The sequence below is a fragment of the Peribacillus frigoritolerans genome, from assembly GCF_030676415.1.
GTDB lineage: Bacteria > Bacillota > Bacilli > Bacillales > DSM-1321 > Peribacillus > Peribacillus frigoritolerans_A.
This window is the reverse complement of sequence record NZ_JAUUTW010000021.1, coordinates 1-15,256: the sequence shown is the minus strand read 5'-3', so window position 1 is coordinate 15,256 and position 15,256 is coordinate 1. Positions and strand designations below refer to the sequence as shown.

The following is a 15,256-nucleotide window of genomic DNA, read 5'->3' as shown; positions in this document are numbered from 1 at the left end:
CTGTCCTCGGTGTTCAAATCTTGGAGTTTTGGATGTTGTCCATCGTGTTATTGTGACAACACAAAATATGGAACAATGGTGCGTTAGAAGACAACTTCCCACAGCCATAAAGAAGCCTTTGTTGAAAATGGAATCGATATTTCATTTCCACATCTGGTATATCCTTGAGAAAAAATGAATAATTAGTAATTGTAAAAGGATCTTACCAACTTCCAGGTAAGATCCTTTTATATTATATCTCATTATACAGTAGAATTTAATTAAAAAACCGGCGCTGCACCCAGAGAATGAAAATGGGTTTCCGGGTCAATAATGGCTTGCAAAGAAGGCCTTTGACTATGGTGCCTTAGAGCCCATCTGTTAGTCTGACTCCAACGACAACGGTGTACCACCGACTGTCGCGCCCTATAGGGGTAGTTCACATGGGAGTTGAACAACGTTATAGTTTAGTTAAAGTTCACGTTAATTCCCCCATTGTTTCTTTGAATTGCTTCTACCAATTAAGATAATTCTAATTATATTTTCTTTAATTATTTGAATAGCTACAAAGTTCAATCAAAGTTCCATCAGTTGATACGGGATTAACATAAATGAGCCTTCTCCCGCGTGGGTTTGTACGTAGTGTGTCCTCTAGAAAACGAACTCCATTTTTACTTGCCTCGAGTATTGCTTTGTCCAAATCGTCAACTCGATATGCAATATGATGCACTCCTTTTCCTCGTTGCTTTATAAACCGAGCCATTGGAGAGTTCTTGTTGGTTGGTGCCAATAATTCAATTACTTTATCATTAGTTCTGACAACAGCAACGTGTACTTCAACTCCAGGTGTATCACTTGTATAACGGTCCTCTAATACTCCATTTAATACATTAAGATAAAAGGGAAGAGCATCATCAATACTTCTAACAGCAATTCCAACGTGATCTAAAACATATTCAAATTCAGTTCCTCCCAATTTAGTTCCTCCTTTCAGCATTATTATTTTTAATAAAGGTTAAGTCTATTTAAAATAATTTTATGGATTCTACATTATTGTTGATGTAATTAGTCAACAATATAACTTATCTTAACAGTAAATGGCCGAGTAACAGAACGAATTAATTTGTATGACCAGCTCCTTGTACCTATCAGTTGGTACAGGGAGGTTAGATATGTTCTCTCTTAATTTAACTATAAATGTTTCTAATTAGGAAGGTAAATTTCTCTTTAAAAGTTTATATTTTTTAGATAGAGACAAAGCGGTTATTTTTACTTGACTAATAAGAACATGAATACTATAATTCAATTAATCAATTGAATACTTAATGAGTTTAACTTAATCGTAAAGCAGTCCGAGACAGGAATGAAAGTAGATGCTATTGCCATTGGGTTGGATTTAACACTTAGAGATGTTCAAGCACAGGTAAAACAAAAACAGCATCCTTGGATTTTGGATAAAGGATTTTAAAATTCAGCTGTTGTAAATGATTTTATTCCGTTTCAAGGTGTGAAGCATTATATAACAAAAAAGAGGGGTAAAAAAGGAATGATAACATCACAAGTAGTCCGAAAAGATGATCTACAAGTGGCTAAAGAATTTGTAAGCCAAGTGTACGCACAAGTAAAAGAGCGTAATCCTCATGAAAGTGAATTCCATCAAGCAGTGAAGGAAATTTTCTCTTCATTAGTTCCAGTATTTGCAAAACATCCAGCCTATATGAAAAATGGGATATTAGAAAGACTTGTGGAACCGGAAAGAATGATTACCTTCCGTGTTCCTTGGGTTGATGACCTTGGGAATGTAAACGTGAACCGTGGTTTCCGCGTGCAGTTCAACAGCGCAATTGGACCATACAAAGGAGGTCTACGCTTCCACCCGACCGTTAATGCTAGCATCATCAAGTTCCTTGGTTTTGAGCAAATCTTTAAAAACTCTCTTACAGGACAACCTATCGGCGGCGGGAAAGGTGGATCTGACTTCGATCCAAAAGGAAAATCAGACGCTGAAATCATGCGTTTTTGCCAAAGCTTTATGTCAGAACTAGGTCGGTATATCGGACCGGACACGGACGTACCGGCAGGCGATATCGGAGTTGGAGCAAGAGAAATAGGATATCTATTCGGTCAGTATAAAAAGATGCAAGGAAGCTATCACGCAGGTGTTTTAACTGGTAAAGGCATAAGTTATGGCGGAAGCTTAGCCCGTACAGAGGCAACTGGATATGGAACGGTTTACTTCGTCGAAGAAATGCTGAAAGATAAAGGCTTACAGTTTCACGGAAGCACTGTCGTTGTTTCAGGATCTGGTAATGTAGCTATTTATGCAATCGAAAAAGCAACACAGCTGGGTGCTAAAGTAGTTGCTTGCAGTGACTCCAATGGTTACATTTACGATAAAAATGGCTTAAACCTGGATACAGTTAAACGCTTAAAAGAAGTAGAAAGAAAACGTCTGAGTGAGTATGTTGATGCTCATCCAGAAGCTGAATTCAATGAAGGAAGTTACGGTATCTGGTCTGTTTCTTGCGACATCGCCATTCCGTGTGCAACACAAAATGAGATTGATGAAGAAGCAGCAAAATTGCTGGTTAAAAACAACGTGAAGGCAGTAGGTGAAGGTGCCAACATGCCTTCTACCCTTGAGGCTATTGACATATTCCTTAATAATGGCATCTTATTCGGACCCGCTAAAGCTGCCAATGCGGGTGGCGTTGCCGTTTCTGCACTTGAAATGGCCCAAAACAGTGCTAGAATGCCTTGGACATTTGAGGATGTCGATGCCAAACTTCAAGGTATCATGAAAAACATTTATAAAAACAGTGTTGAAGCATCAGAAACATACGGCGAGCCTGGCAATTTAGTTGTAGGAGCAAACATTTCTGGCTTCCTTAAAGTAGCAGATGCTATGCTGATTCAAGGTATACTCTAAAAAGAGTATGTGTTGGAGATATACTAGCAAATGTTTCTGGTTATTTATTAACCATGCAAAAAGCTGGATTATTAGAATCTGAACGAGTAGGACAATGGACGTATTATCTACGAAACGAAAAGACCCTACGTCAATTTACTGAATATGTTCAAAAAAAATTAAAAAAGAAAGGAGGTTTTTTTAAATACAAATATCTATATTTCTGGATATTATATAAAATATTTGTTCTAGCAGATATACAGGGAATTTAGTTGCAAATTATATTACGGAGTGGAAAAAATGATTTCATTAAACATACTCGATTATTCTCCAATAGATGAAGGAAGTAATGCCCGTGAAGCATTACTTCAGACGACGGAACTGGCAAAAAGTGCTGACAAGCTAGGTTATAGTCGATTTTGGGTATCCGAGCATCACCAGACGTTTTCGCTTGCGGGTAGCAACCCTGAAATGCTAATGATGCATTTGGCTGCATCAACTGAGCGTATCCGAATTGGTTCAGGAGGAGTCATGCTCCCCCATTACAGTTCATATAAAGTAGCAGAAAACTTTCGCATTCTTGAAGCACTTTATCCAAATCGCATTGACTTAGGAATAGGAAGAGCACCAGGAGGAAACCGTTTGGTTACGTATGCTTTAAATGAGGAAAAGTCTCGACCACTTTCTTACGAGCAACAAATCGAAGATTAAAAGGATTCTTAACAGATAATGTTTCAGTAGACCATCGTTTCCATGAACTAATTGCTACACCTGTCATAGAAACAATCCCAGAAATGTGGCTTTTGGGAAGTAGTGGAGGAAGCGCGGAAATTGCCGCAGCGAATGGAACTGCGTTTACATTCGCTCACTTTATTAACCCATTTGGTGCTGGCCTTACTGCTGTTAATGAATACCGTAAAAACTTCAAGCCCTCTGCCTTGCTTGAAAATCCTAAAGTGATGATTGGAGTAAAAAGCGTAGGGATTATCACGGCTGTTAATCCTCATATTGGATACGAAGTGGCAGCGCGTATCACATGGAAAGCCATTTTAAAAGGAAAATCAGTGCGTGAACTATGCCTGCAGTATGATGTGTTAACAGAGGAAGAGCTTGATCTTATTTTAAATCCTTACGAGATGACAAACCCAGGAATTTCTGGGGCTGAGCTGTTTGATAGAGAGTAATTCCCCACATGATTTTGGTGGAAAAGCCCCCTTAAAAGTTCAAAAGAAGTCACAGTTGATAAAAACTAAAGTCTGATGTAAAAAAGGTAGGTTTTATATGTGTTAATTTATTGTCTCTCCTAATGGGGAATTAGAAACAGTAAAAGCATGTATAAACTAGTTAGAATCTATTTGACCACTTTCTAAAAGTCTTTGCCCGGTTAAGCAAAGACTTCTTTTTTACGAATTTATTCGTGATACTTGAATTAATGGATAAAGATGGATTTGCAAATATTAGACAGGTTATTGGTATAGATAGTAAGAGATAGTAGTCACCATAACATGATGGTGTTTTTTATATAAATTGATCTTCTATTCAACTATTCTGCCCCTTTAGTTTAAGTACATTTCATCACAATCTTCTATATGAAGTAAACACTTTGATGATTTTGTTTACTCACATAAATAAGGATCGTCGAAAGACAACATACTAAAGATATAAAAATAATGCAGATGCCAAAGAAAAAATGACTGCTAAAATTAAAATTTGTTGGGAGTGGCAATTGATGTACCAATTAATAAAAAAACTTCTGTTTAGACTAGACCCTGAAGTTGCTCATGAACATACCATATCTTCATTGAAAATGGCAAACAACAGATTCGGCAAGAATTATCTAAATATGTTGTATAAATTTAACGATGTTCGTTTACATAATACTGTATGGGGAATAGACTTTCCAAACCCTGTTGGACTAGGTGCTGGATTTGACAAAAATGCAGAAGTGTACAAGTCCTTGTCAGCAATTGGCTTTGGTTTTGTTGAAGTGGGTACTTTAACTCCTGTAGGACAACCAGGTAATGAAAAGCCACGTTTATTTCGTTTGGTCACTGACCAAGCAGTTATAAATAGAATGGGCTTCAATAATATAGGTGCAGAAGAAGCTGTAAAACACTTAGTAGACTACAAACAAGCAAGTATTCCCATTGGGATTAATATTGGAAAAAACAAACTAACGGTAAATGAAAATGCCTTTCATGATTATATAAAATGCTTAGATATACTTTATCCTTATGGAGATTATTTTGTTATCAATATCAGTTCTCCAAATACTCCTAATTTAAGGAATTTACAAGAGTCAGAAAACTTGCGTCAACTTTTGCAGGAAATTTATAAAAACACAAATGAACTCGAAATGAATGGGGCAATAAAAAAACCTATTCTTCTTAAAGTTGCTCCTGATATGGAAAAAGAACAAATGAATGAGATTTTGCAAGTTGCTATTTCCCAAGGTATTTCAGGTATTATCGCCACTAATACCACCCTGTCAAGAGAAGGTCTACGTTCCAAATCCTTTACAACAGAGGTGGGAGGATTAAGTGGTAAACCACTTGCAAATCGCTCAACTAAATGGATTAGGGAGATTTATCATCAAGTAGGTCAACAAGTACCCATTATTGCAGTAGGTGGAATTTTTACAGGAGAAGATGCCTACGAAAAAATTCGTGCTGGAGCTAGTCTTGTTCAAGTATACACAGGAATGATTTACCAAGGTCCTGGCATTGTTAAGTCCATTAACAAAAGACTACTTGAATTAATGGAGAAAGATGGATTTACGAATATTAGACAGGTTATTGGTATAGATAGTAAGGAATAGTAGCCACTCTAACATGAGTGGTCTTTTTTATATAAATGATCTTCTATTCAACTATTCTGCCCCTTTAGTCCATAAGAAAAAGAGCTGCCGAAGCAACTCTCTTATTGAAGTAAGGCACCATTATTTGTAGAGGGCGAGAACTACCAACAGGATTTTCACTAAAAGGATGTCCACATAAAATACAGAAATTATGATGAAGAAATCGGCAACTAAATTGATTCTGATTTTCTCTTTTTGAGTCATCCTTTTTTCGAATGGACGGCATTAAACTCAGGGTTATTCATCAAAAGGCTCAAGGTATCCTTTTTAGGGAAAAAAATCTTAATTGACGAGTCGGAATTCCGATGCTATAATTCAATTATTCAATTGAGTGATTGAATTGTGATCCACATAAGTTTTTTCAAGATGACCATTAATCCTGTCAAATCATGAATTGTAAATAAAATTTTTAAAAACAAATCTACCTATTAGTAGATAGGTTAATAGTTAATATATTTACCTGTTATAAATGATTTAGGATTAGGTAACTAACCACTTTAAATAATAAGTTTATAGGTGGAAATGAACTTAAAAGGAATTTCCAATAGTGATTGATGGAATAACTGAACTAAATAATAAAAATGGGAGATGAATGATAATGAGATTTGAAAAGAAAACCGTAATCGTAACTGGTGGAGGTACTGGGATTGGGAAAGCAACTGCAAAAAGATTTGTTGAAGAAGGAGCCAATGTAATTATTAATGGACGTAGAGAAAATGTGTTAAAGGAAACGGCTTTAGAAATTGACAACACTGGCAAAAAAGTTTTATATGTAGCCGGTGATATCAGTAAAAAAGAAACTTCAGAGAAATTGGTTAAAAAAGCAGTAGAAGTGTTTGGTGGTGTAGATATATTAGTAAATAATACAGGGAAATTCAATCCAACACCATTCCTTGACCATACAGAGGACGATTTACAATCCTATTTAGATACAATCGTTAAAGGAACATTCTACCCTTCTCAAGCAGTTATACCAGAAATGAAAAAACGTGGAGGAGGAGCAATAGTAAACACGGGTTCAATGTGGGCAATTCAAGCAGTAGAGTCAACTCCTTCGGCAGCTTATTCAGCTGCAATGGCAGGAAGACATGCTTTAACAAGAAATTTAGCCGTGGAATTCGCAGGTGATCACATTCGAGTAAATGCAGTAGCACCAGCAATTGTTGAAACACCAATTTACAATACTTTTATGTCAGAAGAAGAAGTAGCAGAAGTATTACCAACTTTTAATGAGTTTCACCCCATTGGACGCAATGGTACTCCAGATGATGGAGCAAATGCAATTTTATTCCTTGCGGATGATTCATCATCATGGATTACAGGCATTATTATGCCAATTGATGGTGGAGTTACAGCTCGATTAAGATAAAAATGAAAAAAGGAGCAATCATGAAAATGGTTGTTCTTTTTTAAATAATCAAGAATAGTGAAATAGATTAAATTAATCTTTTCTAAGGAGGAGAATAAGTTGAATCAATACTTATTAAAGGGGAGGTTTTTTAAATTATTTATTTGGTCACTTTATTATTAATACCTATATTACTTATACTATATAAGAGATATTACCCAGTGAAAGGAATTCATTGTATAAAAAAAAATAAATTAAAAGATTCTACTATCATTGTATTAGATATTCGGGATTATAATGAAACCTCAAAATATCCCGAGGACTATACCTTAAATATTCCTTTGGCATACCTAAAGCGCTTTTATATGGAAATCCCTCAGGGTAAAATACATGTTATAGCTGAAGATAATTTAGAATTGAACTTAGGATTACGTTTTTTGATAAAAAAAGGGTTTACGATTAATAGTTTTGAATTAACCAAATATCCATGCACTGTTAACCAAAAGAAAAGGATGTTGGATCATGGAGTATAATCGACATGTTAAAAATCGTTTAAAAAGAATTACAGGACAAGTGAAAGGTGTATTAAACATGATGGAGCAAGGGGGAAATTATAGAGAGATTGTAACTCAATTGTCAGCTGCCTACAGTGCTTTAAATCGAGAAATAGGTGTAATGGTTAGCACTAACCTTGAACAATGTGCCAGAGAAAGTGTTAAGCAGGATGGAAAACAGAGAATTTAGTAAAAGAAGCCATTGATTTATTAGTTAAGAGTAGATAAAAAACACCTATCCTTAAGAATATTAGAGGTAACTAATTTGATTATTTTTATACCACTACAGGTATAAGTATTTCGTTGGAATTAAAATAGTAAAAGTAAATCATGCAGTAGAAGTCTAAAAAATCAATAAAGGAGCAAGAAAATGAAAAAATTAGAAGAATTAACTTCGATGAATATGATAGAAGATTTCTTGAAAAATCATGAATTAAGTTTTTTATACGTGTCAAGAGAAGATTGTGGTGTGTGTCATGCTGTTTTACCAAAGCTAAGAGAATTACTGGACAAGTTTCCACTTATCCACTTAGGACATATAAACGCCTATGAGGTAGAAGAAATAGCAGCTAAATTCTCTATTTTTACTGTACCTGTACTACTTTTATTTATAGATGGAAAAGAAGTATTAAGAGATGCTCGGTTTGTTCACTTTGATGAATTAGAGAAACGAATAGAGAAAATTTATGAAATGTATAATCAGCAATAGAAATAACGTAGTTACTTCACGAGAAAATTGATTCCGAAAATTAAGCTCAAACTATATAATTGCTATTCTAGAAGGTGGAAAAGGATCTGAAAGGGTTTCTGAATGTTTTGATGTAATTCGTCAACAATATAACTTAAAATGCCGAGTAGCAGAACGAATTAATTTGTATGATCACCTCCCTGTCCTATCAGTTGGTACAAGGGGTTAAATATTATATTCTCTTAATTCAACTTTAAATGTTTCTAATTAGGAAGGTAAATTTCTCTTTAAAAGTATATATTCTTTGTACTTGACTTATAAGAACATGAGTACTATAATTCAATTAATCAATTGAATACTAAATGAATTGAACTTAAGGGGGAAATGAAATGAAGTGGAAAGAATTAATAAAATTAGAAGAGTGGGATGATATTTTAGAGAAGTCTACAATACGTGGACAGGTCATTCTAAAGCATAGTACTACCTGTCCCGTGAGCTCTAATGCACTTAAAGAATATGAGCATTATTTAGAAGGTTCACCAAATAATAATGTAGACTACATTATTGTTAAAGTAATCGAGTCACGCGCGGTTTCTAATAAAATTGCGGATGATTTGAGCGTCAAGCATGAATCTCCACAAGTTATTTTTGTGAAGGATAAATCTAAATATTGGACTGCATCACATTGGTCAGTTACGACTGAACATATGACAGCAGTATTGAACTAATTGAAAAGTAGAAATAAGTTTTCTACATTTAATAATTAACCTTGTATCTAACCATAATAATTTAGAAACAGTAACATCAATGGATCTATGCATAGTAAATGATAATATTGTTAGTTAAATTGTTAGAAGTTATTGCTAACCTGCAAAAGAAAAACAGCCTCTATAATCATCCCTTTAATTTACACATGTTTTCTCTTGCAGATTGAGTATGAGATAATGAAATCATTATCTTGTTATTCTTACTTTAACTATAGTATCATCAACAATGTAATTAATTGATTATAAAGGATGATTAGTATGGAAGAGCTCATTTCTTCTGCAAAAGATTATAAGGATGAATTGTATAAACAACTAGCAAGAGTTGGAAAGTGTTTATCGAGTGACAAACGACTTGAGATATTAAATTTACTATCTCATGGTCCAAAAACAGTTGAAAAGTTGGCGCAGGATACAGGTATGAATGTGGCAAATGTTTCTCGTCATCTTCAAGTTCTCAATGACTCAAGATTAGTTAAGTTTACTAAAAAAGGAACATATGCTATTTATTCATTGGCTGATCCATCTGTAGTTGAGTTTTTATTTTCCTTATGGCATCTTGGTGAAAATCATCTTTCAGATATCACTCGGATTAAAGAAGATTTCTTAGGTCACATGGAAGAATTATATACACTTACAATGGATGAAGTATACGAAAAGTTAAAAAAAGAAAATATAATCCTCATAGACTTGCGTCCGGCAGATGAATATGAAGCTGGGCATATAGAAGACGCGGTCTCTGTCCCTATGGAAAAGTTGGATTTATATCTTCAACAATTACCGAGAGATAAAGAAGTTGTAGCTTATTGTAGAGGGCAGTTCTGTGCTTTTTCAGCTATAGCGGCGCAAAAAATGAAAAAGCAAGGGTTTAGGGCTTACCGTATGGCAGAAAGCATTCATGAATGGCAGAAGTATCTGGAACTTAAACATTAAAATATAGTATATCACTATAGTTCATGAACTTTCGTATGCTTTTAATTTGTATTGTATAATTTTATAAGACCAAAGTGCAAATTAAATTCATATCTTAAGTAATGGCGAGACCCGATATAATTTTAAACCAAGGCGTTTTTTTATAGCGAAACAAATATTACTTTATAATGTCAGTAAGGATGGAAAAAGTGCTTAGACAATACTTTTCTTATTGTTCATATTCGAAAGACCAATTTTATAATTTGTTCTTTCATCGATGTGATTCATAAAATGCGCCACCTTTCTTACTGACATATATTTTTAATAATAAATTTTAGATGTTATATTAAAACTCCTCTATACCAACTGGTAGGTATTTGGTTTTACTCAGAAAGTAAAAAAAGCAGATGATAAATTATTTATATAGTTTATTTTATAAGGTATAAAGGGTAGCTTACAGCTACTTTTTTTGTGTAATAAATAAATTCGTCAACAATGAAACGATATGGGTTCTCCAGTAAATTTAGTGAAGTTAAACTTATTATCCTACGTATAAGCCGGACTGTGGAGAAATATCAGACTAGTTTAAGGCAGACACTTTAGCTGAAATAGTAATAAGAGTTGGCTGAATAGAGTTTACCAGGAATTAGAGACAGATTTCAGAAGAGTTCAAATTACGGGTGGCTGGCACCTTTCTCATAACTTAAGCCCAAAAGGTCATATAAAGAGAATGTTTTCCCATCAAATCTGTTTTTCATACAGGATAAAAACCAGAGAATGTAAGGTAAGAAAAAAGAAAAGGATACTTTCCCCTTGTCTACAGAAATATGCTATTAAATATTTCTATTACTCAATAAATTAATTGAGTAATTTTGTATAGGTATATTTTTTTACAAACAGCAATTTAACCTTGAAGTTTCTAACTCAACAATACCGTACTAAAAAATAGGGGGAATATTAATGAAGATTGAAATTTGGTCGAATATAGAAAGCCCATTTTGCTACATTGGGAAAGCTTATTTGGAAATGGCTAATACAAAAAGGAATAACTCTTTCATAAGTACATTTAGACAGCGTACACACGGTCGGAAAGAGGAAAGCATATGAACAATCCTGTAGTCATTGTTGGTGCTGGTTTAAGTGGCCTTCGTGCTGCGTCTCTGCTTACTGCACAGGGCATCGAATGTAGGGTTCTAGAAGCTAGAGATAGAATTGGCGGTAGGGTCTTGAGTACTGCCGATCCAAACAGACCTGACCTAGGCAAATTTGATCTCGGTCCGACATGGTTCTGGCCGCAGTACGAGAGCACTATTACCAATCTTATCAAAGAACAGAATTTAGGAACTTTCGTCCAGTACACCAAAGGGGAAATGCTTTCAGAACGATTTCCAAACGAACCACCAGAGCGTTATATACTGCCAGAAAACTCTGGTGCAAGGTCAATTCGGTTCATAGGAGGGGTGCAGTCCCTTATTGATGCTGTAGCAGGTACTCTGCCGCCAGGGATAGTCGAGTTAGAAACGCGAGTAACGGCAATTCGACTAGATAAAGCTGGTGCTATCACGCTTGAAGCAGACCTTGCTGATGGAAAGAGAAAAAAAGTTTCTGCAAGTGCTGTTATCCTAGCATTGCCGCCTCGAATTGTGGCACGTCATATTGAATTCTCTCCTGCTCTCCCTCCAAATCTTATGACTGACCTTGTCAACAAGCCTACGTGGATGGCAGGACAGGCTAAGGCAGTTGCAATCTATGATCGTCCCTTTTGGAGGGAATCAGGACTTTCTGGCTTCGTATCGAGTTGGGTGGGACCCTTGCAGGAAATCCATGATGCTTCCCCTCCTACAGGCTCTGGTGCATTATTTGGTTTCTTTGGAATGCCAGTGAAGATGCGCCGAGAACTCGGTGAGGATAAAGTTTTAAAATTGGTCATTGACCAATTGGTTAGACTCTTTGGACCCTCGGCCAAAAACGTAAGTTCTATCCTTTACAAAGATTGGTCCAGAGATTCCGAAACGGCTATTGAGGAAGACTTCAATCCGCTTAGAGATTACCCAAGCTATGGTCAACCACCAAAAGCAGAGGTATGGGAAAAGAAAATTATTTTTGCTGGAACAGAGACTAATTCACAATACGGTGGACATCTCGAAGGTGCACTTCAGGCAGCTGAGCAGGCAGTTTTTGAAATCAGTAATTTAACTAATAGGTCTTTATGACACACTCTTTTCAATACAATAATGTCCTAATTTTGTAACTTTAGGTGATAAAAAACAGTAGGTATTAGAGAAGTTGATAAAGGAATTGAACTTAAGATTGAGCCCAAAGACAAATTAAAATCGGTGTAAGAAGACGTAATAGGCTTCAATATTTATAATCCCGAAGATTAAAACGAGAGTGGTGTAGGGTTCGGTCATACTTTTTCATCTGTTCTTAAGTCTGACCAAAAGGGTAAGTATACTCTTAACTACGATTTAGAGTGTAAGCGAAGAAAATCCCTAAGTTCCACCACTTATACCTTCAAAAGGAAAATTAGATGAACTTAAAGAGTATGCATTTAATGCTTTTTTAGTTTTAACAATCGAAAACCAAGAAATAGCAAGATTTGACCTGAATAAACTTAAAAACTAACTTTCATTTTAAATTTATTTGTTGAACTAACTGTTGCTTTACTTCTATATGGGGCTGGAAACAGCTCCATTTCTTATGGAACTTACGGGGCAGGATTGTTGAACAAGGAGTAGAAAATAGATAAAAAATTTAATATATATAACTGAGCAATAAGTATCGGTGCAGACCTACCTCATTAATTTTGAATACAGTACATTTCTTCGATAAATTTTTCAAAAGTGAAATCAAACATCACGTTTGAATCTTTATCCCCTATAAAGAAAAAAAGCATATCCACTTTGGGCATGCTTTTCTTTACCAGTTATCCGTTTTATCTAAAAATTGATCAATGTCAAATGTATCGAGACAAAGCATACCATTCAGCTGTTGTAGCTATAGGGATTATGTATAGGTATCACAAATTAGGAAATGATAAAAAAGCTTAAAGAAGAGGAATATTTACTACTTGACGAAAAGGATATCTAACACTATAATTCTATTATTCAATTGATTAATAGTGAAACCAAACTCATCTTAAATACAAGGAGGAAACGATTGATCACTTTGTTCGCTAAGCAGAAACCGTTTTTAAGCGATATAAAGAGAAGGTCAAATACTGGATTTCATTTAATGAAATTAATATGATCACCCACAGCCCTTTCACAGGTGGCGGAATTTTATCAGATCGTGAAGAAAATCCTATACAGGTAAAATACCAGGGACGCACAATAGAAAGAGGATTATCATGATCTCAACTGACCATCATAATCCTCTTTGTTTATTTCTAAATGAAAAGTAGACATTATTAATTACGCTCTGGTGTTATGCGGTTTAACAAATAGGCCACTCCACCAATACAAAGAAGCAATGGTTGTATTTGAAGAATATTGTATTCAGTTAGCCACAAAAATTTACAGTATATACTATATCCAGAAATCATGGCGATTGGCGGGGGAATCAGTGCTCAGCCCGTCTTGCTTGAACAAATTAAATGGGCAAGTGCTAAAGTGAAAAAAGTCAATCCACTGCAGAGAGCAAACCCGAGTGAGGGATTCACTTCCCCGTCACTTATATCATTTATATATATTAATGTTATCAAGTAAGCACTTTTTCTCCAATGTCAAGTCAGTATCTTTGTAAAATTTCTTCATCATTTAAACAGGTATATTCAAAAAATCACCACCAAAGATCCTCTGTGGTCCTAAGTATACAGTTTCATTCTAAATCTGTTATTGACTATAGTGATGTATTTTGATTTAGAAAGGGAGCCAATGAAATGACAAATATAAATATACCGGTTTCTGTCTTAAACCTTTCCCCGATTCGTCAAGGACAGGAACCTAAAGATGCAATTGATGCGATGGTTGATTTAGCAAAAGCTACGGAGGAAATGGGATATAATCGCTATTGGATTGCAGAACATCATAATACTCCTACACTTGTAAGTTCAGCTACCTCCATTTTAATTAAGCATACATTGGAGCATACGAAAACCATCCGTGTTGGATCTGGCGGGGTTATGCTGCCTAATCATTCTCCATTAGTCGTTGCCGAACAATTTGGAACGATGGCAACCATCTATCCAAACCGTTTGGACTTAGGACTTGGAAGAGCACCTGGTACTGATATGATGACGGCAAGTGCGTTAAGACGTTCATAGAACGATTCAGTTTATACATTTCCTAATGACGTAAATTCCTTGCTTACATACTTTGGACCTGAAGAAAAACAGGGTTATGTCAAAGCGTATCCAGGTGTTGGTACTAAAATCCCATTATATATTTTGGGGTCATCGACAGATTCGGCGAATTTAGCTGCTCAATTAGGGTTGCCATATGTGTTTGCCTCACACTTTGCACCTAGGCATATGGAGGAAGCCATCTCGATTTATCGAAATCGATTCCAACCTTCTGACTATCTTGATTCTCCATACATGATGATTTGTTTAAATGTGATTGCAACTGAAACAGATGAGGAAGCGAAAAGAGAATCAACAACGATGCAACAATTTTTCCTAAATATAGTACAAGGTACACAATTTCCATTGCAGCCACCAGTAAATAGCATGGATAACCTATGGAGCGAACCTGAGAAAGAAATGGCTTCCTCGATGACCAGTGTAGCGTTAATGGGAAGTAAAGAGACAGTAAAAGCACAGTTAACAAATTTCCAAGAGAAGTATAAGGTAGATGAAATAATGGCTGTTTCCTTTATCTTTAATCCTGAGAAACAAAAGCGGTCATATCAAATCTTTAAGGAAATTGTTGAAGGTAAATAAATAGCAGGAAAACACCTCTGTTATGGAGTTAAGGGGGGATGGTATCGCGTTATCTTTTAAATTAAATTGTATTTTTTAATATAACAGACATTAAAGCCGTGGTTTAGTAAATGTGATCACGGCTTTTTTCTGTTTGCCTTAATTTACTTAGTATGTGACGAAATACGCTTGAACGATAACGTTCTTTAATCCATAAAGGATTAAGGCTAATATTGAAGAAGTCTTTATTGAACTATCGGGGCAGCATTCCTGTAATAACTGAAAATGAGGTTTGAACGAAAAAAGACCTCTTGATAAGATGAATGTGTCCTAAGCTGGCCAGCTAAAAAAGGACAAAACATCTATTTGGAGGTCTCACAATGAA

Annotated in this window: 11 protein-coding genes and 5 pseudogenes; 15 read left to right on the top strand and 1 reads right to left on the bottom strand. The window is 35.4% G+C overall.

Annotated elements, in window-relative coordinates; translation table 11 throughout:
• Positions 1-526: 526 nt before the first annotated feature.
• On the bottom strand, positions 527-955 hold the full coding sequence (locus Q8G36_RS18620) for a VOC family protein (RefSeq protein ID WP_222619875.1): 429 nt from the start codon (positions 953-955) through the stop codon (positions 527-529).
• 570 nt (positions 956-1,525) lie between these two features.
• Between Q8G36_RS18620 and gdhA the strand changes: the two genes are divergently transcribed.
• The 15 genes and pseudogenes from gdhA to Q8G36_RS18545 all read left to right on the top strand — a co-directional run bounded on the left by gdhA (position 1,526) and on the right by Q8G36_RS18545 (position 14,892).
• Positions 1,526-2,908 carry an NADP-specific glutamate dehydrogenase gene (gene gdhA / locus Q8G36_RS18615; protein WP_305161000.1) on the top strand — a complete coding sequence of 461 codons (1,383 nt, stop codon included), beginning with the start codon at positions 1,526-1,528 and terminating at the stop codon, positions 2,906-2,908.
• Positions 2,909-2,913: 5 nt separating this feature from the next.
• A pseudogene (locus Q8G36_RS18610) lies at positions 2,914-3,069 on the top strand (ArsR family transcriptional regulator); the annotation flags it as partial.
• A 118-nt stretch (positions 3,070-3,187) separates the two neighbouring features.
• Positions 3,188-3,598 carry an MsnO8 family LLM class oxidoreductase gene (locus Q8G36_RS29045; RefSeq protein ID WP_336622977.1) on the top strand — a complete coding sequence of 137 codons (411 nt, stop codon included), beginning with the start codon at positions 3,188-3,190 and terminating at the stop codon, positions 3,596-3,598.
• Positions 3,599-3,858: 260 nt separating this feature from the next.
• Positions 3,859-4,071, top strand: a pseudogene (aspA, locus tag Q8G36_RS18600) (aspartate ammonia-lyase); the annotation flags it as partial.
• Between the two features lie 545 nt (positions 4,072-4,616).
• Positions 4,617-5,705 carry a quinone-dependent dihydroorotate dehydrogenase gene (locus tag Q8G36_RS18595; RefSeq protein ID WP_305160999.1) on the top strand — a complete coding sequence of 363 codons (1,089 nt, stop codon included), beginning with the start codon at positions 4,617-4,619 and terminating at the stop codon, positions 5,703-5,705.
• Between the two features lie 637 nt (positions 5,706-6,342).
• Complete coding sequence (locus Q8G36_RS18590; RefSeq protein ID WP_305160998.1) at positions 6,343-7,113, top strand: SDR family NAD(P)-dependent oxidoreductase; 771 nt, start codon at positions 6,343-6,345, stop codon at positions 7,111-7,113.
• A gap of 200 nt (positions 7,114-7,313) precedes the next feature.
• Entirely contained in the window at positions 7,314-7,625 is a 312-nt protein-coding gene (locus Q8G36_RS18585) for a sulfurtransferase (protein ID WP_305160997.1), read from the top strand.
• Positions 7,615-7,874, top strand: a pseudogene (locus Q8G36_RS18580) (metal-sensing transcriptional repressor). The gene Q8G36_RS18585 and the pseudogene Q8G36_RS18580 overlap by 11 nt, the downstream one beginning before the upstream one ends.
• Positions 7,875-8,016: 142 nt before the next feature.
• Positions 8,017-8,355 (top strand): thioredoxin family protein, encoded by a 339-nt coding sequence (locus tag Q8G36_RS18575; RefSeq protein ID WP_305160996.1) that lies wholly within the window; start codon positions 8,017-8,019, stop codon positions 8,353-8,355.
• A gap of 368 nt (positions 8,356-8,723) precedes the next feature.
• Positions 8,724-9,062 carry a bacillithiol system redox-active protein YtxJ gene (ytxJ, locus tag Q8G36_RS18570; RefSeq protein ID WP_305160995.1) on the top strand — a complete coding sequence of 113 codons (339 nt, stop codon included), beginning with the start codon at positions 8,724-8,726 and terminating at the stop codon, positions 9,060-9,062.
• A 297-nt stretch (positions 9,063-9,359) separates the two neighbouring features.
• Positions 9,360-10,031 carry an ArsR/SmtB family transcription factor gene (locus Q8G36_RS18565; RefSeq protein WP_187049580.1) on the top strand — a complete coding sequence of 224 codons (672 nt, stop codon included), beginning with the start codon at positions 9,360-9,362 and terminating at the stop codon, positions 10,029-10,031.
• 939 nt (positions 10,032-10,970) lie between these two features.
• Positions 10,971-11,117, top strand: coding sequence for a hypothetical protein (locus tag Q8G36_RS18560; RefSeq protein ID WP_305160994.1), 147 nt, complete (start codon positions 10,971-10,973; stop codon positions 11,115-11,117).
• Entirely contained in the window at positions 11,114-12,223 is a 1,110-nt protein-coding gene (locus Q8G36_RS18555) for a flavin monoamine oxidase family protein (protein ID WP_305160993.1), read from the top strand. Before Q8G36_RS18560 ends, Q8G36_RS18555 begins: the two co-directional genes overlap by 4 nt.
• 939 nt (positions 12,224-13,162) lie before the next feature.
• Positions 13,163-13,333 (top strand): annotated as a pseudogene (locus Q8G36_RS18550) (family 1 glycosylhydrolase); the annotation flags it as partial.
• A gap of 557 nt (positions 13,334-13,890) precedes the next feature.
• Positions 13,891-14,892, top strand: a pseudogene (locus Q8G36_RS18545) (LLM class flavin-dependent oxidoreductase).
• Positions 14,893-15,256 lie beyond the last annotated feature (364 nt).